The organism is Actinomycetospora sp. TBRC 11914 (assembly GCF_012933465.1).
Lineage (GTDB): Bacteria > Actinomycetota > Actinomycetes > Mycobacteriales > Pseudonocardiaceae > Actinomycetospora.
In genome coordinates, this window is the sequence record NZ_JABBND010000005.1 from 121,898 (window position 1) to 148,214 (window position 26,317).

General features: G+C 73.9%; 23 protein-coding genes. 16 read left to right on the forward strand and 7 right to left on the reverse strand.

Going from position 1 to position 26,317, the window contains the following annotated elements; all coding sequences use genetic code 11:
* Nucleotides 1-31 precede the first annotated feature (31 nt).
* Entirely contained in the window at nt 32-1,009 is a 978-nt protein-coding gene (locus tag HH311_RS33230; protein WP_169183762.1) for an SIR2 family protein, read from the reverse strand.
* 78 nt (nt 1,010-1,087) lie between these two features.
* Entirely contained in the window at nt 1,088-1,882 is a 795-nt protein-coding gene (locus HH311_RS11310) for a hypothetical protein (protein ID WP_169183763.1), read from the reverse strand.
* Nucleotides 1,883-2,406: 524 nt separating this feature from the next.
* Here HH311_RS11310 and HH311_RS11315 point away from each other — a divergent pair.
* The 7 genes from HH311_RS11315 to HH311_RS11345 all read left to right on the forward strand — a co-directional run bounded on the left by HH311_RS11315 (nt 2,407) and on the right by HH311_RS11345 (nt 13,159).
* On the forward strand, nt 2,407-4,017 hold the full coding sequence (locus tag HH311_RS11315; RefSeq protein WP_169183764.1) for a protease pro-enzyme activation domain-containing protein: 1,611 nt from the start codon (nt 2,407-2,409) through the stop codon (nt 4,015-4,017).
* A 116-nt stretch (nt 4,018-4,133) separates the two neighbouring features.
* Entirely contained in the window at nt 4,134-5,639 is a 1,506-nt protein-coding gene (locus HH311_RS32600; RefSeq protein WP_169183765.1) for a protein kinase domain-containing protein, read from the forward strand.
* Between the two features lie 1,514 nt (nt 5,640-7,153).
* The gene (locus HH311_RS11325) at nt 7,154-9,580 is read left to right on the forward strand and encodes an ATP-binding cassette domain-containing protein (RefSeq protein WP_169183766.1); all 2,427 of its coding nucleotides are present in this window, start codon (nt 7,154-7,156) and stop codon (nt 9,578-9,580) included.
* Between the two features lie 61 nt (nt 9,581-9,641).
* Complete coding sequence (locus HH311_RS31655; protein WP_312030082.1) at nt 9,642-11,264, forward strand: serine/threonine-protein kinase; 1,623 nt, start codon at nt 9,642-9,644, stop codon at nt 11,262-11,264.
* Nucleotides 11,261-12,073, forward strand: a complete 813-nt coding sequence (locus tag HH311_RS11335; RefSeq protein WP_169183767.1) for an FHA domain-containing protein — start codon at nt 11,261-11,263, stop codon at nt 12,071-12,073. The genes HH311_RS31655 and HH311_RS11335 overlap by 4 nt, the downstream gene beginning before the upstream one ends.
* Nucleotides 12,074-12,136: 63 nt before the next feature.
* The gene (locus HH311_RS11340) at nt 12,137-12,808 is read left to right on the forward strand and encodes a DUF2690 domain-containing protein (RefSeq protein WP_169183768.1); all 672 of its coding nucleotides are present in this window, start codon (nt 12,137-12,139) and stop codon (nt 12,806-12,808) included.
* A gap of 129 nt (nt 12,809-12,937) precedes the next feature.
* Nucleotides 12,938-13,159 carry a helix-turn-helix domain-containing protein gene (locus tag HH311_RS11345; protein WP_211190126.1) on the forward strand — a complete coding sequence of 74 codons (222 nt, stop codon included), beginning with the start codon at nt 12,938-12,940 and terminating at the stop codon, nt 13,157-13,159.
* A gap of 79 nt (nt 13,160-13,238) precedes the next feature.
* On the opposite strand, the gene HH311_RS11350 is transcribed toward HH311_RS11345, so the two are convergent.
* Together HH311_RS11350 and HH311_RS11355 are read right to left on the reverse strand one after the other, a co-directional pair.
* Nucleotides 13,239-14,000, reverse strand: a complete 762-nt coding sequence (locus tag HH311_RS11350; protein ID WP_169183769.1) for a sulfite exporter TauE/SafE family protein — start codon at nt 13,998-14,000, stop codon at nt 13,239-13,241.
* A 60-nt stretch (nt 14,001-14,060) separates the two neighbouring features.
* Nucleotides 14,061-14,825, reverse strand: coding sequence for a hypothetical protein (locus tag HH311_RS11355; protein WP_169183770.1), 765 nt, complete (start codon nt 14,823-14,825; stop codon nt 14,061-14,063).
* A 180-nt stretch (nt 14,826-15,005) separates the two neighbouring features.
* Here HH311_RS11355 and HH311_RS11360 point away from each other — a divergent pair, with 180 nt between their 5' ends.
* From HH311_RS11360 to HH311_RS33240, 9 genes are all read left to right on the forward strand, one after another.
* Nucleotides 15,006-15,806 carry a hypothetical protein gene (locus HH311_RS11360; protein WP_169183771.1) on the forward strand — a complete coding sequence of 267 codons (801 nt, stop codon included), beginning with the start codon at nt 15,006-15,008 and terminating at the stop codon, nt 15,804-15,806.
* Between the two features lie 304 nt (nt 15,807-16,110).
* The gene (locus HH311_RS11365) at nt 16,111-17,364 is read left to right on the forward strand and encodes a glycosyltransferase family 4 protein (RefSeq protein ID WP_169183772.1); all 1,254 of its coding nucleotides are present in this window, start codon (nt 16,111-16,113) and stop codon (nt 17,362-17,364) included.
* Nucleotides 17,361-18,347 carry a class I SAM-dependent methyltransferase gene (locus tag HH311_RS11370; protein WP_169183773.1) on the forward strand — a complete coding sequence of 329 codons (987 nt, stop codon included), beginning with the start codon at nt 17,361-17,363 and terminating at the stop codon, nt 18,345-18,347. The genes HH311_RS11365 and HH311_RS11370 overlap by 4 nt, the downstream gene beginning before the upstream one ends.
* 44 nt (nt 18,348-18,391) lie before the next feature.
* A complete protein-coding gene (locus HH311_RS11375; protein ID WP_169183774.1) occupies nt 18,392-19,426 on the forward strand; it encodes an NAD-dependent epimerase/dehydratase family protein in 1,035 nt (344 codons plus the stop codon).
* An 8-nt stretch (nt 19,427-19,434) separates the two neighbouring features.
* Nucleotides 19,435-20,214 (forward strand): methyltransferase domain-containing protein, encoded by a 780-nt coding sequence (locus HH311_RS11380; RefSeq protein ID WP_169183775.1) that lies wholly within the window; start codon nt 19,435-19,437, stop codon nt 20,212-20,214.
* Nucleotides 20,215-20,222: 8 nt separating this feature from the next.
* Nucleotides 20,223-20,921: a hypothetical protein gene (locus tag HH311_RS11385; protein ID WP_169183776.1), complete on the forward strand. Its 699-nt coding sequence runs from the start codon at nt 20,223-20,225 to the stop codon at nt 20,919-20,921.
* A 32-nt stretch (nt 20,922-20,953) separates the two neighbouring features.
* On the forward strand, nt 20,954-21,673 hold the full coding sequence (locus HH311_RS11390; RefSeq protein WP_169183777.1) for a hypothetical protein: 720 nt from the start codon (nt 20,954-20,956) through the stop codon (nt 21,671-21,673).
* Nucleotides 21,674-21,784: 111 nt separating this feature from the next.
* Nucleotides 21,785-22,297: a hypothetical protein gene (locus HH311_RS33235; protein WP_169183778.1), complete on the forward strand. Its 513-nt coding sequence runs from the start codon at nt 21,785-21,787 to the stop codon at nt 22,295-22,297.
* A 95-nt stretch (nt 22,298-22,392) separates the two neighbouring features.
* The gene (locus HH311_RS33240) at nt 22,393-22,851 is read left to right on the forward strand and encodes a LysM peptidoglycan-binding domain-containing protein (RefSeq protein WP_169183779.1); all 459 of its coding nucleotides are present in this window, start codon (nt 22,393-22,395) and stop codon (nt 22,849-22,851) included.
* On the opposite strand, the gene HH311_RS11405 is transcribed toward HH311_RS33240, so the two are convergent.
* From HH311_RS11405 to HH311_RS11415, 3 genes are read right to left on the reverse strand one after another with little or no spacing between them, the layout of a single operon-like run.
* Nucleotides 22,838-24,073, reverse strand: a complete 1,236-nt coding sequence (locus tag HH311_RS11405) for a glycosyltransferase (RefSeq protein ID WP_169183780.1) — start codon at nt 24,071-24,073, stop codon at nt 22,838-22,840. The genes HH311_RS33240 and HH311_RS11405 overlap by 14 nt on opposite strands.
* Nucleotides 24,064-24,939 (reverse strand): hypothetical protein, encoded by an 876-nt coding sequence (locus tag HH311_RS11410; protein ID WP_169183781.1) that lies wholly within the window; start codon nt 24,937-24,939, stop codon nt 24,064-24,066. Before HH311_RS11410 ends, HH311_RS11405 begins: the two co-directional genes overlap by 10 nt.
* Nucleotides 24,939-26,213, reverse strand: a complete 1,275-nt coding sequence (locus HH311_RS11415; RefSeq protein WP_169183782.1) for an FAD-dependent monooxygenase — start codon at nt 26,211-26,213, stop codon at nt 24,939-24,941. The genes HH311_RS11410 and HH311_RS11415 overlap by 1 nt, the downstream gene beginning before the upstream one ends.
* Nucleotides 26,214-26,317 lie beyond the last annotated feature (104 nt).

Here is a 26,317-nt window from a genome sequence, read left to right on the forward strand (position 1 = left end):
GGGGAAGGGACGGCGCCGAGTGCCGTGGTGGTCACGGGGCCACCGGTTCCGGGTCGTGATCGGAGGGCTCGGGGAATCGGAGCTCCAGCGACTTCACGAAGCTCTCGAGGCGCTCGGGGACGATCTCGACTCCACGTTCCTTCCACGCGGCACGATCCACCGGGTCCGGGTTCGCATCGATGGCCCATGACTGGTAGCCGCGACCATTCTGGAGCCCCCAGAGCCGGTAGAGCATCACGCGGAAGTTCCAGTCCCGCAGGCTGTAGCCCAGGAAGAGGAAGTGGCTGCGGACGAGTTTTCGCTGCATGGTCACCGGGAAGAAGTTCTCCCCCGCTCGGCTGATGTAGTCGACGTAGTGATCCTCGGTGATGACATAGCTGTCATCGGTCGCGTCCGCCTCCACTGCACCGTGGATCTTCGCGATGAGATGTCGCTCCGACAGGTCGATGTCGAGGTATTCGTCGGGCTTCTCGATGGTGACCGGGACGCCTCCGTGGGGCTGATGGCGGAAGCGGCCGCGGTCGTTCCCGTCGGCGATGTAGGTCAACAGGTCGAACGGTTCGTCGATCTCCTGGAAAGCCTGCTCCAGGGCGTGGTCGTAGTTGGTCGTGATGAAGAGCATCCGCTGCTTCGCGCTCTCCACGAGTCGCATGTGCCGTGCCAACCGCGCGAGGAAGCGGTGGAGCACGGTCGGCGAGTACTGCAGGTCGAAGACCTCGTGCAGCTCGTCGTAGAGCGGCCCGGGCCCCTCGGTGGACGCGATGAACTGCGAGACCCGCGCGAGATCCTCGTGATCACGGTCCGGGTAGCCGACGGACCGCGCGAGCAGGCTCGCGAGCTCCACCCCGCTGGGCAGGTATTCCCCCGGCACGTAACCCACGTCCTTCGGGCGGCCGCAGAGATTCGCGCCCGCTCCGAGCACCGGGATCGTCTTCGACTTCCGGAGCACACGGGCCACGCGATCGTAGATCTCATCGATCTCTGCGTCGCCACCGTCGATGATGCTCACGAGTCCCCCTGCGCCACCTCTGCTCGCGCCACCTTGGTTGCGGAGAGTAGTACCGAGAATGTCACAGTCCTAGGACGGTCACCCGTTCAGCCCCAGCGTAGATGCGCTGGGTTGTTCCTCGGAGGGACGCTCAGCACGCCGCCACAGGTGCTCGAATTGGTCCACCCAGTACGCGAACCAGCGCTCGCTGATCTGTCGGGTCAGATCAAGGTGCATGCGCCCGCCGGTCGCCTCGTTGTGGAACCCGTGGAACTCGACGATCGCCGATCCCCTCGCCTGGCTGGGGTTCGTGACGACCAGGCTGAAGCCGGGGTTGTAGTCGAGCAGGCGGTACTCGAACGACCCTGCCACCGACCACCCGGCCATGGTCCGGAGTTGCGCCATCGTCGCCTCGATGCCGGCTCCGAGCCGTTGCATGGGAAAGTCCAGCTCGTCGTCGAGATGGCGACTGGTCTGCTCGACCGCCTGGCCCCTGGACAGATCGAGCACGACGACCCGCACCACCCCGCTCGGGCGGGCCAGCACTTCCCGTCGCAGTAGATCGGCGTTCGCGGCGGACAACAGGTTCACCCCAGACGGGGCAAAGATGCACACCTCCTGCGCACCCTTCCACCGCTCACCGAGTGGGTGCCGGTCGAAGCCCGACCGATCATCTGCGATCTGGTCGAATCCGGTCGAGCGACTCGGTGCCACGGAGCGGAGGATCAGCACCGTCAGGGCGGCCAGGACTGTCGCTTCCTGGGCCTCCGGCGCCACCTCGCCATGGAAGATGTGCACGACGACGAGCGTGGCGGCGACCACGGCGACGATGTAGGCCTCGATGTTGCGGAACGCGGCGACGTCCGACAGGACCTGTTTCGGCCACCGGATCATCCGCCTCGCCCCCCCTTGCGCCACCGCGCCTCGGCGGCCAGCGCAGGATCGCCCGCCACGTCCCGTAGTGACAAGCATGCGAGTGACTGAATTGTCCCCACGGCGGCATCGGCTGCGAGTGCGTGCGCGCGGCCAGCAACGCACTGATCGTCCGGGCGGTGGGTCCGACCGCCTGCACCCCTGCGTGGCGCGGCGAACCTCGAGGGGGCCCACCGTGCGCCGGCCACCACAGCAGGGAGTGACTCGTTCGCCGAGGATCTTCCCCGATCGGCGCTCTGCGACCGCACACGCATCCCGGGAACTACGCGACCCGGACATCCGGGGCCGACGAGGTCGTCACCGGGTCAGCAGAACGACAAGGCTGTTCGGGCGACTCGATGGCGATCTCTCACGTCGAATTCCTACTCTTCGTAGTCATCTGGGGATTTCATCAACAGGGGGACCCGATGGCGAACACACCGGACGACTCAGGGCTCGTCCCACTCCCGGGAAGTGACCGGACGCCGGTCGTCGGTGCCGAGCGCGTGGAGGACGTCGCACCCGACGACCGGGTGAGCGTCACCGTCGTGCTGCGCCGGCGCGCCGACGCCGACCTCGGCGCGGTGCGCGACACCGACCCGGCGGAGCGGCGCCGCCGGTTCGCCGAGCTCGCCGGCGCCGACCCCCACGAGGCCGACGCGGTGGAGCGCTACCTCGAGGACGCGGGCCTCGAGGTCAGCACCGACCTCGCCCGTCGCACGGTGACCGCGACCGGCACGACGAGCCAGGCCCAGGCCGCGTTCGGCGTGAGCCTCGGCCGCTACCAGGCGCACGGGGCCACCTACCGCGGGCGCGAGGGCCAGGTGCAGCTCCCGGCCCAGCTCGCCGAGTACGCCACCGCGGTGCTCGGACTCGACGACCGCCGCCAGGGCCGGGCGCACCTGCAGCAGGGCGACACCCTCTCCGAGGACGATCTCCCGGACCTGGGGGCTCCCGCGAGCACGCTGCTGCCCGATCCGCCGGCCGTGGCCGCCCACGCCGCCACCGTGCCCAAGCCCCAGCCGCTGTGGACCACGCAGGTGGCGGAGCTCTACGACTTCCCGACCGACGTCGACGGCTCGGGACAGACCATCGCCATCCTGGAGTTCGGCGGGGGCTACACCGACCCCGACCTCGACGGCTACTTCACCAAGATCGGGGTGAAGCGGCCGAAGATCCTGTCGGTGGGGGTGGACGGCGGGAAGAACAGCCCCGGGCAGGACGCGGACGGCGAGGTGCTCCTCGACATCGAGGTCGCGGCCACCATCGCCCAGAAGGCCACCATCGCCGTCTACTTCGCCCCCAACTCCGACCAGGGCTTCGTCGACGCGATCTCCACGGCCGTCCACGACAGCGTCAACAACCCCTCGGTGGTCAGCATCAGCTGGGGTGGCCCGGAGGACGACTGGACCGTCCAGGCGCGCACGGCGATGGAGGAGGCCTTCGCCGATGCCGCGGCGCTCGGCGTCACGGTGCTCTGCGCCGCCGGCGACCACGGCGCGGGCGACGCGTCACGTCGGCGCGACGGGGAGCGGCGCGTGGACTACCCGGCCGCCAGCCCGCACGTGGTGGCCTGCGGCGGAACGGCCCTCATCGGTGCCTCGTCGCAGATCACCGCCGAGACGGTGTGGAACGACCATGACGGCTGGGCGACCGGCGGCGGCGTCAGCCGCATCTTCCCGACGCCGCACTGGCAGCGCATCGACGAGCCGGGCCTGCTCCTCGTCGACGGGTTCGCCGGGCGCGGCGTGCCCGACGTCGCGGGCAACGCCGACATCGCCACCGGCTACGTCATCCTCGTCCACGGGAACTGGGGGCCGGTCGGCGGCACGAGCGCCGTCGCGCCGCTCTATGCCGGCCTGGTCGCGCTGATCAACCAGGCCACGCCCACGCCGATCGGCGCCCAGTTCCCGATCTCGCTGTACGCCGCCAGCGCCTCGCAGCTCGACGGCCTCGTCCGCGACATCACCGCCGGGGACAACTCGACGCCGAAGACGGGCGACCTCGGCCCGGCCGTCACGGGCTACCAGGCCGACAAGGGCTGGGACCCGTGCACCGGCCACGGCAGCGTCCGGGGGCGCGGACTGCGGGACTTCTTCGTGGGGTCCTTGGCCTGAGGTGAGGGCGGCGGTCGCCCAGTAGCCCGTCTCGCGCCGCTTCCGCGGCCCCGTCCCCTGGGCCACGGAGCGTCTATGATCCTGCGCGGTTCGGGGAACCTCGGCATGGGGCATGGATGACGGAGCAGTTCGGCCCGTATCGGGTGGGGGTACGGCTCGGCCGTGGCGGGATGGGCGAGGTCCACGAGGCCTTCGATACCGTCCGCGAGCGCACCGTCGCGCTCAAGCGGCTGCTCGCCGGTGACCAGGACGACCCCGACGTCCGCGAGCGCTTCCGTCGCGAGTCCCGCATCGCCGCCCGGCTCGACTCCCCGCACGTCGTGCCGATCCACGACTTCGGCGTCATCGACGACCGCATGTTCATCGACATGCGCCTCGTCCGGGGCCGCGATCTGGGCTCCCTGCTCAGCGCCGAGGGGCCGCTGTCGGCGGAGCGCGCCGTGGCGATCGTCGAGCAGGTCGCGGACGCCCTCGACGCGGCCCACGAGGCCGGGATCGTCCACCGCGACGTCAAGCCATCGAACGTCCTGCTCGCCGCGCGCGACTTCGTCTACCTCGCGGACTTCGGCATCGTCCACGTCCGCGCGGCCACCGACCAGCCCCGGCTCACCGCCACCGGCTCCTCCCTCGGCACGCCGGCGTACATGGCGCCGGAGCAGCTGCGCGCCGAGCCGTTCGACCAGCGCCTCGACGTCTATGCGCTCGGCTGCGTCCTGTTCGAGACCCTGACCGGGCGCGCGCCGTTCGTCGGCGAGCGCATGGCGATCATGCTCAGCCACCTCAACGACGATCCGCCGCGCCCGTCGTCGTTCGCCCCGGCCGTGCCGTCGGAGCTCGACGAGGTGGTGCTGCGGGCGCTGTCGAAGGAACCGGCGCGACGTCAGGGATCGGCGGGCGAGCTGGCCGGGGACGCCCGATCCGTGCTGGAGCGACTGGCCTCCTCGACCGAGGCGCGCACCTACGACGTCCACACGATGCCGGGCCGCCCGGCGGAGCCCCGCGCCGCGGCCGTCGGTGCGCCGCGCCGACCCGCTCCCCCGGTGCGGATGCCGCCGCCGGCGGGTGCACCGGCGCAGGGTCCCGACGCTGCCCGACGGGCTCCCTGGGCGCCCCGCCCGGTTCCCGGCGACCGCACCGGCGCGCCCTCCCCCGCGCCCGGCTCCCTGCCGCCCGGGATCCCGCAGCCTCGTGCCGGCAGCGGTCCGGTCGTCCCTCCGCCGACGCCGCGGCCCGCCGACCGCGGTCGGCTCGGGCTCGTCGCGCTGGTCCACGCCGTGCTGGTGGCGCCGGTGGGCCTGGCGCTCGGGGTCGTCGCCCGCCGTCGAGGAGACCGGCGCGGGACCGTCGCGATCGTCCTCGGCGCGGTCCTGACGGTGGCCGCGGTCGGGGCCGGATACGTCCTGCTCAGGACGCCGGTGGTCTCGGCGAGCGCGGTCGCGGGCCAGATCGTGGCGCAGTCGGGCCTCGCACCCGGCCAGGTGACCTGCCCGGACTCGCTCCCGGCGCGGGTCGGCGCGTCGGTCGTGTGCACCGCGACCGGTGGCGGCGGCACGCAGTCGCTCCGGGCGACGGTGACGTCGGTGAGCGGGAACCAGGTCCGGTTCGACATCGTCGCGCAGTAGCTGCGCTTCGCTCGTGAGCACGAAGTGTCGCGGTACCGACACGGGGTGCTCACAGCCTGCAGAGAATTGGGTCTCGGATGTAACTCGTTCGAGTGTCGGAGCGATGACGGCTCCGTGGCCCCGATCACGGGGTGCGAACGGGGGGATCCATGACGCTGGCGAACGGCGCACCCGGAGCAGCACGCCCCGGGGAAGGTGAGGGGCGCGGTACGCCGCAGTCGGGCATCCCGACACAGGGGGCGCCTCCCGCGAACTGGGGCTCGCAGCCGCCACGTCCGAGCGGGCCCTTCCCGACGCCGTTCGCCGCTCCCCCGGGGGCGGTCCCGCCGCCGCGGCCGACGCCGGCCCCCGACACGCCCGCCCAGCGCTCACCGCTGATCGACTCCCGCCCGCACCTCGACGACGACCGCACGTCCCTGGTTGAGCGCTCCGGCCCCTCGACGGCGGACCGGTGGACGACGGCGTGGGCCGTCCTGGCCCGTCGTGGCCCGGTTCGCTGGGGGCTGGTCAGCGTCCTGGCCCTGGCGCTGGCGTTCGTGCTGTTCAGCGCGGTGATGTGGTGGGTGGGGCCGAGCGCTCCGTCGGCGACGGCGACCGTCGCCCCCGTGACCTGGACCGGGATCGTCTACGACGTCGGCGCCGCCGGCGTGAACCTCCGCTCCGACCCCCAGGTCCGGCCCGACGACGCCCGCGACACCGCCGCGCGCGGGGCTCGGTTGACTCTGTCATGCGGCGAGACCGGGGACGTCGTCGCCAAGGGATCGGTGAAGACGGCGACCTGGGTGAAGACGACCGACGGGCTCTTCGTCTCGATGCTCTACGTGCGGATCCCGGGACGAAGGTCGATCGCCACCTGCAGTGGTTCGAAGACCGATGAGCCCCTGCTCGCACTCGCCGACCCCAGCCACCCGGAATTGCCCCCGCCACCTGGGACGCGACTCGGGGCAGCCGATGGCCCGAGAGGTGCTTCGACGTCATCTGCAGGAGGAAGCTCCGCCGTCGCCGGCGGTGCGGGCATTGAAGCCTCAGGTCCAACCGCGCCTCCGGCGCTGTCTGCTGGTTCCCTTCCGGCTCCGAACCAACTCGCTATGACGAGTGGAACAGGGGTCGCTGCACCACAAGCCCAGGTTGGGTCGGGGGTGGTCTCGGCCGGCTCGAGCGGAGCGGGAGGCACGGACACCTCTGAAGGACGCAGCGCCACCGTGCCGCCAAAGCAATCAACGAAGCCGACGAAACCGACGCCTGCCCCCAAATCCACCTCGCCCGGGAGCGCGGGGAGCGCGACGGGGCCACTCCTCCCGAATCCCGACACCACGCCCGTTGGCTGACTGATCCATGACCGTGTCCATCAGACACTGTCCCTTGCCGGGGGATCGCACGACGCACGCCGAGAAGGCCGACGAAGGCCGGTCCGCGTCACCACCGAGCACGCCTCGGAGCCGGCCGGGACGAGTCCCGGCTGAAGTGCTGCGGACTAACCGAGTCCTCGAGACTCGGTCGCTTGGGGGGAATTTATGACGCAGGTCGAAGAGGCCGGTGGCCGCCGGCCCGCACCACCGACGACCGCGCTCGAGATCCGGACCGACGGCAACCACCGGCTCGCCCGACCCGGTGCCGAGTTCGTCGTCGGCCGGGACGAGACGTGCGACCTCCAGGTCCTCGGGCCGCAGGTCTCGCGCCGCCACCTCGTCGTCCGGATCGGACCGGTCGGGTGGGAGGTCGTCGACGAGAGCCGCAACGGCTCGTTCGTCGGCGGTCGCCGCCTGACCCGAGAACCGGTTCGCGGGCCCCTCGTCGTCCGGCTCGGCACCGACCACACCGCACCGACCGTCGAGCTCGTCCCCCGCCCCGTGCCACAGCCGCGGCCGACGCCCGCTCCGCCGGTGATCCCCGAGCAGCGCGGCGCCCCGTCGGCGGCGCAACGATCGGGGCGCCAGGGGAAGCTGTCGGCGGTCCACGACCTGCGCACCTCCCCGCAGCGCCTGACGATCGGTCGCGACGAGCGCAACGACGTCGTCATCGCCGACCTCCTCGCCTCGAGGCAGCACGCCGAGCTGGTCCGCGACGGCCGGCGCTGGGTGCTGATCGACCTGGGCAGCGCGAACGGCACGTTCGTCAACGGGCAGCGGATCCGTCGGCAGGAGATCGGGCCCGACGACGTCGTCGGGATCGGCCACGTGCTCCTGCACCTCGAGGGCAGTCAGGACGGGTACGGCAGGCTCGTCGAGCACGTCGACACCGGTGACGTCGGGTTCCGCGCCGAGGGCATCGTCGTGCGGACCCCGACGGGGAAGCAGCTCCTCGACGACGTCGGGTTCGCGCTGGAGTCGAAGAGCCTGCTCGCGGTGGTCGGGCCGAGCGGGGCGGGCAAATCGACCCTGCTCAAGGCGCTGACCGGGTTCCGGCCCGCCGACGAAGGCCGGGTCGAGTACGCCGGCCGCGACCTCTACGCCGACTACGACGAGCTCCGTCAACGCATCGGGCTCGTGCCCCAGGACGACATCCTGCACCCGCAGCTCACCGTCCGACGGGCCCTGCGCTACGCCGCCGAGCTGCGGTTCCCCGACGACGTCGGGTCGGGCGAGCGGGAGCGTCGGGTCGACGAGGTGATCGCCGAGCTCGGGCTCACCGGGCAGGCCGACCAGGCGATCCACAGCCTCTCGGGCGGTCAGCGCAAGCGGACCTCGGTGGCGCTCGAGCTGCTGACGCGACCGTCGCTGCTCTTCCTCGACGAACCGACCTCCGGTCTCGACCCCGGGCTGGACAAGTCGGTGATGCGCACGCTGCGGGGGCTGGCCGACGACGGGCGCACGGTCGTCGTCGTGACCCACAGCGTCGCCAACCTCGACCTCTGCGACCGCCTGCTGCTCCTCGCGCCGGGCGGGAAGGTCGCGTTCTTCGGGCCGCCGCAGGAGGCGCTCGCCCACTTCGGGCGGAACGACTTCGCCGATGTGTTCCTCGCGCTGCAGGAGGAACCCGAGGCCGACTGGGGAGGACGGTTCCGCCGCTCCCCCGCCTACGCGCGCCACGTCGGGCGGCCGGGAGCGACGCCGGGCCGCACCGAGCACCTGGGGTCGACGGCGGGCGCCGCCGCGACCCGCCAGCAGTCGGTGTGGCGCCAGCTCTCGGTGCTGTGCCGGCGCTACCTCGCGGTGATCGCGGCCGACCGGCAGTACCTGGTCTTCATGGCCGCGCTCCCACTGGTGCTGAGCCTCCTCGCCCACGCGCTCCCCGGGGACGCCGGGCTGTCGATGGCCGAGCAGCTCCGCGGCGCGGCCGGAGCGCCCAACAGCCTGTGGCTGGTGCTCGTGATCGGGGCGGCGCTGATGGGCTCGGCCGCATCCATCCGGGAGCTGGTGAAGGAACGGGAGATCTACCGTCGGGAGCGGGCCATCGGGCTCTCCCGCGGGGCCTACCTGACCTCGAAGCTGCTGGTGCTCGGGGTCGTCGTCGGGCTGCAGGCGGTGGTGCTCGGCGTGCTCGGGACGGTCGGGCGGCCGCCGCCGGACGCGCCGGTGGTGTTCGGCTCGGCGACGTTGGAGATCGTCGTCGCGCTGGCGGTGCTGACCGTCGCGAGCATGGCGGTCGGTCTCGCGGTCTCGGCGCTGATCGACAACGCCGACCGCGGGATGCCGCTGCTCGTGCTGCTCGCGATGCTCCAGTTCATCCTCTCGAGCGCGCTGCTGCAGATCGGGGGTCGCCCCGGGCTGGGGCAGCTCGCGTGGCTGGTCCCGGCGCGGTGGGGGTTCGCGGCCGGCGCGGCGACGATCGGGCTGCCGACCGGGCCGGACACGCACTCGCTCTACCAGCAGCACGACGCGCTGTGGGACCACGGCGCCGGGACGTGGCTGCTCGACGTGGCCGCGCTCGGCGTCGTCAGCGCTCTCTTCGTCGCGGCGACCTGGTGGTTGTTGCGCCGCCCCGATCCGCAGCGCCGGTAACGGAGAGCAACTTCTCCTCGATCAACCAACCGGATATGAGGGCTGGATGGGGGAGCTCGGGGTGTCGACAGAGACGTTCGGTGACTACGAACTGCACGAGCTGCTCGGACGCGGCGGGATGGGAGAGGTGCACCGGGCCTACGACACGGTGCGCAAGCGGACCGTCGCCCTGAAGCGGCTCCCGGTCTCGCTCGCGCGCGACGAGGCGTTCCGCCGCCGGTTCCGCACCGAGGCCGAGGTGGCGGCGCGTCTCACCGAACCCCACGTGCTCCCCGTGCACGACTACGGCGAGATCGACGGGCGGCTCTACCTCGACATGCGCCACGTCGAGGGTCCCGACCTGGGCAGCCTGCTCGCCAAGCACGGCCCGCTCGGCCCGGACGAGGCCGTCGACGTCGTCGGCCAGGTGGCGGCCGCGCTGGACGCGGCGCACGCCGACGAGCTCGTCCACCGCGACGTCAAGCCGTCCAATGTGCTCATCACCCTCGACGAGAACGAGCGCCCCGCGTTCGCCTACCTGACGGACTTCGGCGTGGCCCAGATCGGGGGCGCCGACACCGGGCTGAGCACCACGAACGCGACCGCGGGCACCGTCGACTACATGGCGCCCGAGCGGTACACGAGCCGCCGGACGGACCGGATGGTCGACGTCTACTCGCTCGGCTGCGTGCTCCACGAAGCCCTGACCGGTGACAAGCCGTTCCCCGCGGCCAGCATGCCCGAGGCGATGCACGCCCACCTGTACCTCGAGCCGCCGCGGGCCTCCGAGGGCCGTGACGGAGTCCCCACCGCGCTCGACGAGGTCGTGGCCGTCGCGATGGCCAAGGACCCGGCGGACCGCTACGCCACATGCGGCGCCCTCGCGTCCGCCGCGCGGGCGGCGCTGCAGCAGGGGGTGCCCCAGGCCGACGTCGCCACCGCCGTGCCGGCGTCGGCGGCGACCGAGCCCGTGGTGCCACCGGCGGTGACCGACCCGATGCCCTCCCCCGCGGTCCCGGCCCCGGGCGGGCCCCCGCCGCCACTCACCGCCCGCCGTCGTCCTCGCCGCAGGCTCGCGCTGGCGGCCGGAGCGGTCGCCGCCTGCGCACTGGGTGCCGTCGCCGTGGTCCCGTTCGCCTCGGCGGGCACGACGACCACGACCCCGCCGGCAGCAGCGCCCGCCCCCGCGCGGCCGGTCCAGACCCAGGGATGGGCGGCGACGCCCGCCGTGGCCGCCACCGTCGCCGACGGTGCCTTCACGGGGAGGACCAGCGGCAACGAGGTGACCGTCGCACTCGCCACGAAGGGCGGCCACGTCGCCGCGTACCTCTGTGACGGGAAGAAGGTCGAGGCCTGGTTCCAGGGCACGGTGTCGGGGACGACGGTGCACCTGACCAGCGGCGACGGGAGCCTCGTCGACGCGGACCTGTCCGCCGACAGCGCCCTGGGCACCATGACGGTGGACGGGCGGACACTCCCCTTCTCGGCCGAGCGCTCGGCACCGCCCGCGGGCCTGTACGAGGCCTCGTCGGGCAGCGCGAAGATCGGCTGGATCGTGCTCGCGAACGGCAAGCAGGTCGGGATCCTCCAGGACGGCGCCACGGCGTCCCCGGCGCCGGCGCTGGACCCCGCCACCATGAGCACCGTCGTCGACGGACGACCGGTCGGCGCGGCGCGCGTCGAGCCCGGCGGTGCGGCCTGGTGACCGTCTCCACCGCCCGCGAGACGGCCCGGATCCGGGGTGGCGACCGGACCGTGGTGCTGCACGAGGACGGCCAGGCGATCATCGGGCGCGACGCGCAGTGCACTCTCGCGTTCCCCGACGAGGCCCGGCTGTCGCGCCGCGCGGCGCGCGTGCAGGCACTCGACACCGGAGTGATGATCAGCAACCTGAGTCGGACGCACGGCCTCGTCGTCGACGCGGAAGGCGCCCTGTCCCGGCTGCCCCCGGCCGCGCCGCAGGGCCCGAGGGGCAGCTACGTCCTGACCCATGGCACGGCGGTGATCACCGGACCGTCGTGGGACCGGTCGCCGTTCCACGTGACCGTCGTGGTGCCGCAGGCCCCGTCCTCCAGCACCTCCACGCCGTCCGGGGTGGCGACCGGGACGGCCACGGAGGAGCCGCTCCAGCTCCGCACACGGACGAAGGAGTTCCTCACCACGATGCTGCTGTGCCGCGGCCGGCTCCTCGACGCCACGGACCTCTCGGCGCCGCCGGCGGTTCCCCAGCTCACCCGCCAGGTGCTCGAGGCGACGAACAGCTGGCACCTGCTGCAGGCCTTCGACACCGACGAGACGACCCGGAACCGACTCACCGGGCGCGTCCACGAGCACCTCAAGGCGCTCCGGGCCAAGCTCCTCCGCGCCGGCCTCGCGCCGCGCGGGAGCCGCCTGACCCCGGCGATGATGGTCGATCTCCTCGTCGTGTCCGGCGTCGTCACCCGAGCACACCTCGCGCTGCTCGAGGACGAGGACTGGCTCCGTCACCAGGAGGCACTGTGGTGGGACGTCTGACGGCGGCGCCACCCCCGAGCTCGGGGATGGGGCGGGCGGTCCGATCTTCCTAGCGTCGTCGTCATGACCACGCTGCTGGACCCCACCCGTTCCCGCACCACCGCCTTCCCCGCCGCCCGCCGATCGGACCCGAGCGGGATCCGGACCGCGTCGATCGCGCCACCGCCGACCACCGAGCCCGAGCCACCCGTGCGCTCGACGCCGCCGTGGCCCCGTCGCGGAGCCCTGCTCCTCGGCGCGGCGGTGGCGATCGCCGGCGCCGCGGCAGTCGTCGCCTTCACCACTCCTGCCCCGCTGCCACCGCTCCCCCCGGCTCCCACCGTCACCTCGACGCCGTGTGGCGGCGGTTCCTGCGAGGGACTCGACCCGACCACCACGGGCTGCCAGCAGGACGCCCGCACCGTCGGGAGCCGCGTCGTCACGGCCGAACGGCGTGGTCTCGAGGTGCCCGTCGGCCTCGTCGAGCTCCGGGCCTCGGCGTCGTGCCGCGCGGTGTGGGGCCGCTACACCGTCGACCCGACGGCGCCCGTCGGCGGCGTCGCGGTCGAGAGCCGCGACGGTCGCACCGAGCAGGCCCCGATCGCCGCCGTTCCCGGCCACCGGCACCTCGGCTACGGCACCACCCCGATGCTCGTCGCGTCCGCCGACGATCTCCGCGTCGTCGTCACGCCCGCGGCCGGTGGAGAGCTCCCGAGCGCGGCGACCGGCTGGACGTCCGGCACCGGTCGGCCGTGAGCCGACGACGCCGCGGCCGGGCCCTCCTCCTGGGGACCGGGGGACCTCCGGCCCTGGGCCGCGCAGGGCGCCCGGGTGGGTCATCGCACCTCCAGGACGTCGAGGACGTCCAGCCCGAGGGGAGACGAGATGTCCACGATCCACGCGGAACGGCCCGCCACGGACCGCGACGCCGACCGGCGCTTCGTCGTCGACCGCTACGCGGAGGGCTCGAGCCTCCGGGAGATCAGCGCCCGGCTCGGACGCAGCTACGGCTACGTCCGGCGGCTGTGCCTCGAGGGCGGGATCGCCATGCGGCCGCGGGGAGGTCCCAACCGGCACCGGCGTCCGCCGGACCGCGACACGTCCTGACCGCGGGCTGATGTGGTGCCGAGCGACCGGGTCGCGACGACTCGGTCGTCCGACACCGCTCCGGGCCGGCGTCGGCCGGTCAACGCAGCAGGAGCTGGACGAAGGCGGCGAGGCCGACCACGACGATGACCCCACGCAGCACCACCGGCGGCAGCCGACGGCCGATCAGCGCGCCGAGGACGCCGCCGATGATCGACCCGCCCGCGATGAGACCGACGACGGGCCACGACACCGGCGCGACGATCGCGAACACGATCCCCGAGACGAGGTTCGCCAGCGACGCGAGGACGTTCTTCACGGCGTTGTGCCGCTGCAGGTCGTCGTCGAGCAGGATCCCGAGGAAGCCCATGAGCAGGACGCCCTGCGCCGCGCCGAAGTAGCCGCCGTACACGCCGGTGCCGAACACCGCGGCGAGCAACGGGGGACGCACCTGGGTCCGGCCCTCCCCCGACGGGCGCCGCGCGGCCACCCGGCGTGACACCCACGGCCCGATCACGACGAGCACGACGGCGAGCGCCACCAGCACCGGCACGACCGCGTCGAACGCGGCCGAGGGCAGCACGAGCAGCAGCAGGGCGCCGACGAGGCCGCCGAGGACGGTCGGGACGGCCAGCCGCAGCACCCGTCCCCGCAGGCCGGAGAGCTCACGGCGGTACCCGATCGCGCCGGTCACCGAGCCCGGCACCAGACCGAGCCCGTTCGAGACGTTGGCCGTCAGCGGTGGGAAGCCGAGCGCGAGCAGCACCGGGAAGGTCACCAGGGTGCCCGAGCCGACGACGGTGTTGATCATCCCGGCCCACACCCCGGCGACCGCGATGATGGCCGCTTCGCCGATCGTCACCGGGGGATGATCGCCCACCGTCGGGGCGGGCGCTGAGCCCGGTGGCGAGCGCGGCGGCCGTCAGTCGCGGCCGCGGAGCTTCTTCAGCCAGTGGCCGGCCACCTTGGCCAGGGCCTGTTCCGGGTCGTCGCGGCGCTCGCGGATGTCCGGCGCGGGGATGCGGGCCAGCTCGGCGTCCGACGGCCGGCGGAACAACCACGCCGAGAAGCGTCGCCACCCGCGCTGGGGCAGCGTCGTCGCCCACGCCACGGCGCCGAGCAGCACGAGGAGCGCCCCGACCACCGCACCAGCGACCGTCAGCGCCCCCATCGGCGGCACGAAGCGCGCGGCGGGCGTGGTCGGCGGCGTGCTGGTGGTGACGACGACCCGGGACTGCTGACCGGCGGGCGTCTCGAGCCGGGTGATCGCCCCGCTGAGCGACTGCACCACGGCGTTCGCCTCGGAGCTCGCCGCCTCCGGGGTGGCGGCGCGGACGTCGAGGTCCAGCACCGTCGAGTCCGAGACCGCCGTGGCGGTGACCTCCTGGCGCAGCAGAGCGACCGTGGTCCCCGACCCGTTCGCCGCGGGCGCGAGGACGTTGTCGCTGGTGGCGAGCGCGGCGTAGGTCGGCATCTGGTTGGTGATGTAGGAGGTCATCGTCTGGGCGGAGTCCGAGTTCGCCGGCGCACCGCTGGCGTCGGAGACCGTGAGCTGCGCGGTGGAGCTCACGGCGGAACGGTCCAGGTGGAGGTCGAGCAGCAGCCCGCCGAGGGCGCCCACCAGCACCACGACGACGAGCACCCACCGGGCCGACCGCAGCGCCGCCCTGACATCCGTCCACCGCATCTTCATCAGTGTGCCCAACGAACCTGTCCACGCCCTGAGACGGTCCCCACCGGGGGATCCCTGACCTGGTCGGCGTAACGACCGGCGGCGACCGCGCGATCGTCAGACACCAGCCGCGTGTGGCGGCCGTGAACCGCGGGGGAAGCCATGACGCAGGGTGTGATCGTCCGACCCGGGACCGTGACCGCGGCCCAGGTGATCATCTGGGTGGTCAGCGCGATCGCCGCGCTGGGGAGCGCCCTGCTGCTGGTGCTCGGCGTCGTCGGGCTCGTCTCCGGGGCGTCCGTCGCCGCGAGCGCCGCCGGCACGGAGTCCTCCGGGTTGGGGACGGCGTTCGGGGGGCTGATCGGGTTCTTCTCCGGCGGCCTCATCGTGATCGCGGTGATCTCCCTGGCCTTCGTCGGGCTGTGGTTCTGGATCGCCTCGGCGCTCGGACGTGGGAGCCGCCCCGCCCGGATCGTCGCGACCGTCTTCTGCGGCATCGACCTGGCCTTCGGGCTCATCGCGCTCGTCGGCTCGCTCGCCGACCGCGACGGCGCGCCGGTCCTCGGCGGCCTGCTGGGGCTCGTCATCCCCGCGGTCCTCATGGCCCTGCTCTGGGGTGCCGAGAGCTCGCGGCGCTTCTTCGACGGCGCGCCGGCGGTGCCCACCCAGGGCGGACCGGCGCCGATGTCCCCGCCGGCCGGGTTCGGCCGGCCCCAGTGGGGTCAGCAGCCGTGGGGTCAGCAGCAGGGGACTCAGCAGCGGTGGGGCCAGCAGTGGGGCCCGCAGCAGTGGGGCCCGCAGTCCGGCCCGCAGCAGTACCGGGCGCAGCAGCCCTACGATCACCCGCAGGTGGCCCAGGTCCCCGAGGGCGTGACCGCGCCCATCAAGCTCCCGTCCCAGCGCTGCGGTACCTGCCAGGCCGAGGTCCGTCCCGGCTCGCCGTCCTGCAGCGGATGCGGTGCGCCGATGACGCCGCCGCGTCCGGTCGGCGCCTGACCCGGCCGGGCCGCTGGGCCACCCGTGTGGTGACCTAGTCCCCCGACCGGGCACCCCGCCGACTACACATCGCGTCACGCTCCTCGTCGTGGGCGGCTCCTGAGCGCTGAAGCACCCACTCGTACGCGTCGTCTCTCACGTTCTGTTCATCGTCGGTTGTCCAGATAACCCGATCCGGTGCCTTCCGCGTCCCCCGCGCCTGTGAAGCCGTTGTAGCGATCAGCGCCGGTGCCGCACGGGGGAACAACGACGGCCCACCTGGCTGTGCGCATGCGGATCGACGGACGACGATCGTGGGGGACGCATGGCAGGGAAGCTGGACATCCTCGTCCTGGGGATCAACTACGCCCCCGAGGTCACGGGGGTCGCGCGGTACACCACCGGCGTCACCCGCCGGCTCGCCGCGGAGGGTCACCGGGTCCAGGTGCTCACGGGCTTCCCCCACTACCCCGCCTGGTCGTTCTCCCCGGGCTACGAGTCCGGGTGGCGCCGGCGCGAGGAGCACGGCGCGGTCGAGGTCGTGCGGCTGCGCCACCCGCTGCCCCGCAACACCCGCGGGCCGGCCCGGGTGGTCATGGAGGCGGTGTTCGCCGCTCAGGCCCGGTTCGGCGGGATGCGCGACCCCGACCTGATCCTCGTGATGAGCCCCGCGATCCTCGCCGTCGCGACCGCGCTCTCCCGCCGCGGCGCGAAGGACGCGCCGGTCGGGGCGATGGTCCAGGATCTCTACTCGCGGGCGTTCCCCGAGACCGGCGCGATGTACGGGCACGGCGGCCGCGCGGTCGCCCGCCTCGAGCGTGGACTCTTCCGGCGGGCCGACGGCCTCGCCGTCATCCACCAGCGGCTCAAGGACACCCTCACCGACCTCGGGGTGGACGGCGAGCGCATCGAGGTCATCCGCAACTGGTCGCACATCACGCCACCCTCCGGGGCGCTCCGGGCGGAGACCCGCTCGGCGCGGGGGTGGCGCCGCGACGAGATCGTCGTCCTGCACGCCGGGAACATGGGCCACAAGCAGGGGCTGGAGAACGTCGTGGAGGCGGCGCGGCTGGCCGACGAGGCCGGTGCGCCCGTGCGGTTCGTCCTGCTCGGCGACGGGGCCCGCCGGCCGGCGCTCGAGGACCTGGCCCGCGGCGTCGCCCGGATCGAGTTCCTCGACCCGCTCCCGGCGACCGCGTTCACCGACGCGATGGCCGCCGCGGACCTGTGCCTGCTCAACGAGAAGCCCGGACTCGCCGAGATGTGCGTGCCCGGGAAGCTGACCTCGTACTTCGCGGCCGGGCGGCCCGTGCTCGCCGCCACCGACCCGCGCAGCGGCGGCGCCGCCGAGATCACCGCGGCCGGGGCCGGGGTCCTGGTACCCGCCGCCGAGCCGGCGCTGCTGCTCAAGGCCGCGACGGCGGTCTGCGAGGACCGGGCGCAGTACGAGGCGATGAGCCGGGCCGGGCTCGCCTACGCCGAGGCCACGCTGGACGAGGACGAGGCGCTGGGCGCCTACGTCGACTGGGCGCTGTCCCTCGTCGACCGGCGCCGCACGCTCGTCGGGAGCGCCCGGTGACCACCACGGTGACCACCACGGTGCCCACCCCGGCTCCCCCGGCCCGCCGCGCCGGCCTGCGCGACCGGGCCCGGGACGCGTCGAAGGCGCTCATTCCGCGGGTCAACCGGCTCACCGAGCGGCTCGGCGTCCGCGTGCAACCGGTGCACTACTACTCCGAGGTCCCCGACCGCCGTGCGCTGCGTCGGGACCGCGGCTGGGCCCGGCGCATCGACGTGTCCGGCCACGGCTGGGACCTCGACGCCCAGTTGGCCTGGCTCGGGGAGGTCTGCGGGCCGTACGTGCCGGAGGTCGCGGGGCTCGACGCGTGGCGCGACCTCGGGTCGGACCGCGGACCGGGCTACGGGCCGGTCGAGTCCCAGGTGCTCCACGGCGTGGTCCGCTCGCTGGCACCCGCCCGGATCCTCGAGGTCGGCAGCGGCGTGTCCACGGTCATCGCCCGCGGGGCCGCGGACCGCAACGTCGCCGAGGGCCGCCGCCCGACCGCCATCACCTGCATCGAGCCGTTCCCGCGGGACGCGCTGCGGGCCCTGGCGGGCGTCCACGTCGTCGCCGACCGGGCCCAGGACGCCGACCGTGCGCACTTCGACGCCCTCGGCGCCGGCGACGTCCTGTTCATCGACTCGACGCACGCCCTGCGTACCGGCTCCGAGCTCGCCCGGCTGTACCTGGAGATCCTGCCGCGCCTCGCCGAGGGCGTCGTCGTGCACATCCACGACGTCTACCTGCCCTACCTGCACACCCCCGACGTCCTCGACAACGTCTTCGACTGGCAGGAGACGACGCTGCTCGCGGCCCTCCTGACCGACAACCCGCGGTTGCGGGTGCTGGCCTGCGAGTCGGTGCTGCACCACGACCGCCCCGAGGCCCTGGCCGGCGTCCTCCCCGACTACCGGCCGCGGCGCATGCACGACGGGCTCTACACCGACGGGTCCGCCGACCACTTCCCGTCCAGCATCTGGCTCACGAGGGTCGGGCCGTGAGGTCGCGGCACCGCTCCCCCAGCACCCCTCGTCAGGAGACCGCCATGCCCGCGCTCCCCGCCGGCCCGCTCGCCGTGCCGGACAACGCCGACACCGCCAGACCGGCCCTCGTCGCCGGCGCCGGCGGCTTCATCGGCGGGCACCTCGTCCGCACGCTGCGCCGCCAGGGCCGGGAGGTCCGCGCGGTGGACGTCAAGCCCGTCGACCAGTGGTACCAGCTGGTCGACGGTGCCGAGACCCGCACGCTCGACCTCTCCCGCCGCGAGGCGTGCGAAGCGGCCGTCGACGGCGTCGGGGAGGTCTACAACCTCGCCGCGGACATGGGCGGGATGGGTTTCATCGAGAACAACCGCGCGCTCTGCATGCTCTCCGTGCTCATCAACACCCACCTGCTGCAGGCCTCGCGCGACGCGTCCGTGGGCCGCTTCTTCTACGCCTCCTCGGCGTGCGTGTACGCCGCGGGCAAGCAGACCTCCCCCGACGTCGTGCCGCTGGTCGAGTCCGACGCCTACCCGGCGATGCCCGAGGACGGCTACGGCTGGGAGAAGCTGTTCTCCGAGCGGATGTGCCGCCACTTCGCCGAGGACTTCGGGATGGAGACCCGCGTCGCGCGCTTCCACAACGTCTACGGGCCGCACGGCACCTACCGCGGCGGCCGGGAGAAGGCCCCCGCCGCGATGTGCCGCAAGGTGATCGAGGCGGTCCTCGACGGCACCGGCGAGATCGAGATCTGGGGCGACGGCGAGCAGACCCGCAGCTTCATGTACGTCGACGACTGCATCCGTGGCATCCAGACGATCATGGCCGGCCCGGCGGTCGAGCCGGTCAACCTCGGCAGCGCCGAGCTCGTGACGATCAACCAGCTGGCCGACGTCGTCGAGGACATCGCCGGGACCCGGCTCCGCCGCCGCCACCGGCTCGACGCCCCGCAGGGCGTGCGCGGTCGTTCCAGCGACAACACCCTCCTCCGCGAGACCTACGGCTGGGAGCCCTCGACGGCGCTGCGGACCGGGATGGCGCGGACGTACGCCTGGATCGCCGAGGAGCTGGAGACCGAGTACCAGCTCGTGGCGGTCTGAGCCCGGTGGTGACCACGACGGCGCCGACCGGCGCGCCCGAGGCCGGTGCCGGGATGTACGAGGGGCTGCTGCGCGACCTGCTCGCCACCGGGGCGATGCGGCGGGACGACACCGTGCTGGTGCAGTTCGCCGGCGCATTCGACCGCGACGTCGCCGCCCGGCTCGGGCTCGAGCGCGCGACGTTCGTCAACCTCGCCCCCGACTCGCCGTCGGCCCGGCTCGACGACGCCGTCCAGGGCGACGCGCACCGCATGGACCTGCCCGACGGCGGGTTCGACCACGTCGTCGGGCACGCGGGGCTGCACCACTGCAGCCGCCCGCACCAGGCGCTGCACGAGATGTACCGGATCGCGCGCGGGACCGTGGTCGCCGTGGAGAACCAGGACTCGGTGCTGATGCGGGTGGCCCAGCGGGCCGGGCTGGCCGGGACCTACGAGTTCGACGCGGTGGCCGACGGCGGCGGCACCACCGGCGGGGTGGACGGCACCGGGGTGCCCAACCACGTGTACCGCTGGACGCGCCGCGAGGTCCTCAAGACGGTGCGGACGTTCGACCCGGGCCGCGAGGTGCCCGTGGAGTTCCACGCCCACTGGCTCGTGGGTCCGGAGCGGGCGCTGACCCCGGGGATGCGGGCGGTGCTGGGCGAGCGCGGCGCGGCGCCCCGCGGTGTGCGCGCCTGGGCGGGCACGGCGCTCAACCGCGGCCTGAACACGCTCGCCCGCGGCCAGGGCAACATCTTCGGGTTCGTCATCCGCAAGGACCTCGCCCGACCCCACCCGTGGATCTGAGACCGACGATGAGCCGCCGGCGGGCGCTCGCGGTCGGGGGCGCGGCGGCCGTGACCGGTCTGGCCGCCGCCTGCAGCGCGCACGCCGCGACCGGTTCGCCGGTGCCGCCGCCGCCCGACGTCCCGCTGCGGGTGCGCACCCGGTGGACGGCCCGGCCCGACGGACCGCTCCCGGCCCGCGGCGACGAGGGCGTGCCGTTCACGCTGACCGGCCCGGACATCGAGCCGCCCCCGTCGGTGGCCGGCGGCGCGCTCGTCGGCCACCTGCCCGACCGGCACGGCGCGGCGTACGTCCTGCAGACCCCGGGCGGCGGGCTGCGACGGATCGGGGCGACCTTCGGGTTCGGGCCCGGGACGACCGACGGCTCGCTCGCGCTGGTCCTGTTCAGCCCCGGGCGGCCCTTCTCCGGACCGTGTCACCTGGCGATCGCCCCCGACCGGTGGGTGGCCGGGACGCTCGTCGACGCCGCGGTGACCGAGATCGGCTCGGGCACCTTCGCGACCCCGATCCCGCAGGACGGACGCCCGGTCCGGGTGGACGCCGTCGTCGTCGGGGACGCCCTCGTGGTCCGGCTGCCCGACGGCAGCCTCGTCGGGCCCCGCGGCCCCGACGTCGCGGCGCTGCCGGCCGCCACCGCCTGCTGGGAGTTCTTCCGCGACGCCGCCGGCGGCGCGGACGTGCACCTCTACGACACCTGGGCGGGATGACCCGCCCGCATCTCCTCGGAGGAGGAACCGCCATGACCGTCGTGCAGCTGCTGCTCGGCCTGCTCCCGCCCTCACGGCTGAAGAACCGGTTGCTGGGCCTGACCTCGCGCCGCTGGCGGATCGCGCCCTCCGCGCGGATCCACCCGGTGGTCCTCTGGCGGATCGGGACGTTCCGGGTCGGCGAGGACGCCTACGTCGGAGCGGGGAACGCGTTCCGCGAACTGCTCGTGGTCGACCTCGGCGAGCGGGCGGACGTCGGCCAGTTCAACTGGTTCTCCGGGCAGGCCCTGTACGTGGCCCACGAGGACGCGAGCCTGGCGGGCACGCTGGTCCTCGAGGCCCGGGCCGCGATGACCTCGCGGCACTACGTCGACTGCTCCGGGGGTGTCCGACTGGAGGAGTTCTCGGTGATCGGCGGAGTGCGCAGCACCGTGCTCACCCACTACGCCGATCTGCACGACTGGGAGCAGCGGGGCGCGCCCGTGATCCTGCAGCGCGGCGCGGTCACGCTGACGAACTGCACCCTGCTCGCCGGCACCACGGTGCCGCCACACAGCGTCGTCGCGGCCGGCGCCACCACCGCGAAGCCGCTGACCGAACCCCGCAAGGTGTACGGCGGCGTGCCGGCCCGCATCGTCTCCGACCTCTCCGAGGCGCACGAATTCGTCGGACGGACAGAGATGCGTCTATTGTCCAGAGAATACGCGCAGAGCAAGCTCGACGACGCCCGTCGGCGGCACGCGGAGGTCTGAGCCCGTCCCGCTGACCCTGTGCCATCCGGTCGGCGCCTGACCCGACCGGCTCAGCGGATCCACAGCTTCACGCATGGATCTGCTCAGCTTCGGCCGGAAAGGTGGGGGACCGTGGACCCCGTGAAGACCGGTTGGGTCGTGGAGCGCTGGCACCGCGCCGCGTCCGCCGAGGTCGCCGCGGACCCCACCGAGCAGCCCGGCGACACCGCGGACGGCAGCGCACGCGCCGCGGAGGTGGACACCGACCGGCTGCTGGTCCAGGTGGTGGGCATCCCCGGCCTCGCCGCGGCCCTGGCGAGGGAGCTGTCGCCCGCGGTATGGGAGGTCCACGAGATCGACGCCGACCGCGCCGTGTCCGCCGCCGCGGACGCCGTCGTGCTCGACGCCCCGCGGACCACCCAGGTCGCGCGGGTACGCCGCGCCGCTCCCCGGGCCCGGTTGCTCGCCGCGTTCTCGGGCCCGGCCCCCGGCCCGCTGCGCGAGGCGGCGCTGCAGGCCGGCGTCGACGCCTGTGTGGAGGGGACCTCGGCCGCGGTGGTGGCCAGCTACCTCGGGTGGGTGTCGGGCCCCCTCGCCGCGCCCGACGGCGACCCGCAGCTGCCCGACGTGCAGCGCGGCGGGTAGGCCGGTCCGGTCCGGCGGGACCTCCGCCCCTGGCCCCGGGTCCTCCGGCCGTCCGACCCTGGCGCCTGGGTACGCGGCCAGGAGGGGGGACGGACGTGCAGACCTACACGGTGCGCTCGGGGGATCTCATCGACAGCATCGCCCGCCGCTTCGGGACCACCCGGGAGGTCCTGCTCGAGCTCAACCCGACGCTGTCCGGCCCGTACGCCCTGCACGTCGGCCAGACCCTCCGGGTCGACCCAAGCAGCGTCGTGCCCGCCGTCGTCGAGTTCACGGTCGGTGTCGACCCGACCGGGCAGGTGACCCGGCGCTCCGAGTACCGCGTGGCCGCCCGGCGCGAGGAGCGCGGGCTGTACACGGCCCTCTTCCCCGTCGAGGTGTCCTCGTGGACGTGGCAGGCGACCGTGGTCGGCGACGGGGACCGGGTGCCGGCGCCGGGCGTGATCACCCTGGCCCCGGCGCCGGAGGACCCGACGGCGCTGCGGGTCAGCATCGTGGACCTCTCCGGCGCGCCCGCGGACCGCGCGTTCCACCTGCGGGTCAGTCCACGCTGACGCCGCTCTCCACCTCGGCCACCTCTCGCCCCGCGAGGAGGTCGGCGACGACGGCGAGGTAGCGCAGCCGCTGGCGCTCCCAGCGCAGCGGGCGGCTCCGGGCGTGCGCCGCGGCGACGAGCTCGGCGCGGCGCGCGGGGTCGTGGTGGAGCGCGCGCACGGCGCGGGCGAGATCGGCGGGATCGTCGGAGGTGAACAGCTCGACGCCGTCGCCGAACGTCTCGGCCATCGACCGGGTGCGCGACGCCACCACGGGCAGCCCCATCGCGATGAAGTCGAAGATCTTGCCGGGGAGGGCGACGTCGCGGAACGGGTCGCGGCGCACGGCGAGGACGCCGAGGTCGGCCCGGCCGAGGGCGTCGACGAGCTCGGCCTCGGGTACGAACCGGCCGCTGAACCGGACGGCGTCCCCGAGCTCGAGGGTGTCCGCCAGCGCCCGCAGCCGTGGAAGGTCCGGGCCGTCGCCGTAGACCTCGAGACGCAGCTCGGGGATCTCCTCGCGCAGCAGCGCCACGGCCCGCAGGACGGTGTCGAGTCCGTAGTGCTCCGCCACCGTGCCGTGGCTGACGAGCGTGAAGTGCCGGTCGCCGGGCAGCGGCCGCGCCCCGGCGGGACGCACGAATACCGAGGGATCGGCTCCGTCCATGATCGTCGTGATGCGCTGCGGGTCGGCCCCCCGGGCGACGAACACGGCCCGCATCTGGTCGGTCGGGGTCACGGCGTGGTCGGCGAGCGTGATCGCGCGCTGCTCGAGGCGTTCGAGCAGCCGCACCACCGGGTGCGTCGGCCCCACCCCGAACTTGGTCGCGAAGAACTCCGGCATGCACTCCTGGAGGTCCAGCAGGACCCGGGCGCCCAGCAGGCGCGGGACGAGGCCGGCGAGGACCAGGACGTCGGGCAGCGAGTGGATCTGCACGAGCCGGTACCGGGCGACCAGGTGGCGGGCCGCGACCACGGCCGTCGCCGCGACGAGGAACGCGGCGTACTCGACGGCGTAACCCAGCGCCCCGCCGCCCTGCCGGTGCCGCAGCGGCAAACGGTGCATGCGCAGCAGGCCGAGCTCCTCCCGGGCGGGCTCACCGGGGGCGCGCAGGCAGACGACGTCCACGGCGAAGCCCGCCTCGGTGAGGGCGCCGACGGCTCGGGCCACCCGGGTGTCGCGGGGCACGTAGTGCTGCCGGACGACGCACACCCGGGTGGGCCGGGTCCCGTTCAGTGCCATTGCAGCCACGGCCGGTCGGCCAGGGCGTGCTGGACCCGGGCGATGTAGTTCTGCGCCGTCGGGTTGTGCCAGGCCCCGGCGTTCCACCGGCCGACGCAGCCCCACAGGTCGCCGGGCTGGTAGGTGGGGCCGAGCCACGTCTCCCAGCCCTCGTAGCAGGCCCGGATGATCGCCCCGTAGGTGTCGAGGGCGTACGCGGTGGAGTTCTCGGTCCAGGGCCAGCCGCCGTAGCCGGGCTGGGTCGGGTCGTTCAGCGTGCACCACTTGGCTTGCATGATGCCGAAGCTGGCCGGGCCGTCGGGGCCGTAGGGAGCGGCGCCGGGCGAGCCGCCGCAGTCCCCGAAGTCGCCGTAGCCCTGCTGGTCGATCGGCTTGCCGTCGGGGTCCTTGTGGTTCTGGTACCAGCCCGACTCGGCGACCGCCTCGGCGCGGATCAGCTCGTCGGGCAGCCCCCACTTCGCCGCGGTCCACTGGATGATCTCGTCGGTGGTGCCGGTGAAGTTGCCGGTCACCCGGCCGAAGACCGCCGCCTCGTTGACCATCCCCGGGTAGCCCGCGGGCCGGAAGTCCGGCGGCGGGACGGTGTGGTTGGCCTGGGTGTTGGCGGGCCGGGGCTCCCACGAGGAGCGCCGCACCATCTGGGCGGCGGCGAGGTCGTCGGGCAGCGACGCGAACGCCCCCGCCGGGCGCAGCGCGAAGTACCCGTCGAGCGGCGGCGGGCCGTGCGAGACCGCGTCGTCGGGGGCCCCGGCGGCGGGGCGCGGCGCGGGGGTGAGGTTCGGGTCGACGGCCGCCGGGGGCGAGGAGCACGCGACCACGAGCGCCCCGACGACGACGAGCACCGCCAGCAGTGATCGACGGCCCATCACCGCTCCTCCCCCACGGTCGCGCGCGGACGCGCCGGGCCCGCGGACAGCGGGACCGACCACCGTCGGCGTCGGGCCCGCACGTGGCGCCGCAACGTGCCGGCCGACGTCCGGACCCGGCGCATCGGCGCGTGCTGGCTCGCGCGGTGCAGGTACCACCGCCACGCCGGGGCCCGACGCCGCCGCTGCCAGAGCGACCAGCCCAGCCCGAGGTCGTCGCCCTGCTCGAGCAGCCCGACCGGGTCCTCGAACCAGGCGCTGCTGCGCAGCGCCTCGTCCTGCAGCGGCCGGATCTCGGGTCGGCGCCGGGCGTCGTAGCTCGCGAGCGCGGCGGCCAGGTGCTCGTCCAGCTCGACCTCACGTACGTGCTCGGCGAGCGCGACCGCGTCCCCCAGCGCCAGGCGCGTCCCCGAGCCGATGGCGAAGTGGGTGGTGTGCGCGGCGTCGCCCGCGAGTGCGAGCCGGCCGTCGCACCAGCGCTCGTTGGTCACGCGCCGGAACGTCTGCCACGGCGCCCGCGCGTCCTCGCTCCGCCCCGCGAGGAGCGGGGCGCCGTGCAGCACCGGGTCGAAGATCTCGGCGAGGAGGTCGAGGCAGGCCGGGGTCGCGAGGTCGGCGAACCCCAGCGCGGCCCAGGTGTCCGGCGGGGCCTCCACGATGAACGTGCTCGTGGTCTCGTCGAACCGGTACGCGTGGCACCAGATCCAGCCGGAGCCGGTGTCGACGAAGCCGAAGGTGAACGTCGAGAAGAGTGCCGGAGTGCCCGACCAGAGGTAGCGGTTCCGGCCGGCCGCGAGCCGGGTGCCCAGTTCCTCGGTCCGACGACGACGCAGCCCGCTGCCCGCGCCGTCGGCGGCGACGACGAGTGACGCCGGCTCCCCGGCCCGCAGGCCGGGCCCGGCGAGGTCCTCCGGCGCGGCGGTGGCGTAGCGCAGGTCGACGCCGAGGGCCTCGGCCCGGTCACCGAGCAGCGTCAGGAGGCGCTGCCGGCCGATCGCGTAGCCCGCCCCGCCGAGGAACACCGGGGAACGCCGGCCGACCTGCACGGCCTGGCCGTCCCAGACGACGGCGGCGTCGCGGACGGCGCTCGCCGAGGCCGGGTCGACCCGGTGCATCTCGTCGAGCAGGTCGTCCCAGAAGACCACGCCCCACCCGTGCGTGACGCCGCGGGCGTTGCGTTCCCACACGGTCACGTCGTGCCGGGGGTCCTGGCGCTTGAGCGCGATCGCGGTGTAGAGCCCGGCCGGGCCGCCGCCGATGCACTGCACTCTCATCCTCGGGCCTCCTGCTCGTGGGTGTCGGCGACACAAGGGCCGTTCGGCCCGGGTCCGTCGGGGGGTGGTGATGTCAGGCTGGGCGCGTGCCGCGCCGTCAGCCG

Coding starts and splice junctions, on each gene's coding strand:
- HH311_RS11325 (WP_169183766.1), top strand. CDS start 7,154: ATGACGCAGGTCGAAGAGGCCGGTGGCCGCCGGCCCGCACCACCGACG.
- HH311_RS11385 (WP_169183776.1), top strand. CDS start 20,223: ATGAGCCGCCGGCGGGCGCTCGCGGTCGGGGGCGCGGCGGCCGTGACC.
- HH311_RS11405 (WP_169183780.1), bottom strand. CDS start 24,073: ATGGCACTGAACGGGACCCGGCCCACCCGGGTGTGCGTCGTCCGGCAG.
- HH311_RS11340 (WP_169183768.1), top strand. CDS start 12,137: ATGACCACGCTGCTGGACCCCACCCGTTCCCGCACCACCGCCTTCCCC.
- HH311_RS11345 (WP_211190126.1), top strand. CDS start 12,938: ATGTCCACGATCCACGCGGAACGGCCCGCCACGGACCGCGACGCCGAC.
- HH311_RS32600 (WP_169183765.1), top strand. CDS start 4,134: ATGACGGAGCAGTTCGGCCCGTATCGGGTGGGGGTACGGCTCGGCCGT.
- HH311_RS11390 (WP_169183777.1), top strand. CDS start 20,954: ATGACCGTCGTGCAGCTGCTGCTCGGCCTGCTCCCGCCCTCACGGCTG.
- HH311_RS11410 (WP_169183781.1), bottom strand. CDS start 24,939: ATGGGCCGTCGATCACTGCTGGCGGTGCTCGTCGTCGTCGGGGCGCTC.
- HH311_RS11310 (WP_169183763.1), bottom strand. CDS start 1,882: ATGATCCGGTGGCCGAAACAGGTCCTGTCGGACGTCGCCGCGTTCCGC.
- HH311_RS11365 (WP_169183772.1), top strand. CDS start 16,111: ATGGCAGGGAAGCTGGACATCCTCGTCCTGGGGATCAACTACGCCCCC.
- HH311_RS11355 (WP_169183770.1), bottom strand. CDS start 14,825: ATGCGGTGGACGGATGTCAGGGCGGCGCTGCGGTCGGCCCGGTGGGTG.
- HH311_RS11375 (WP_169183774.1), top strand. CDS start 18,392: ATGCCCGCGCTCCCCGCCGGCCCGCTCGCCGTGCCGGACAACGCCGAC.
- HH311_RS11415 (WP_169183782.1), bottom strand. CDS start 26,213: ATGAGAGTGCAGTGCATCGGCGGCGGCCCGGCCGGGCTCTACACCGCG.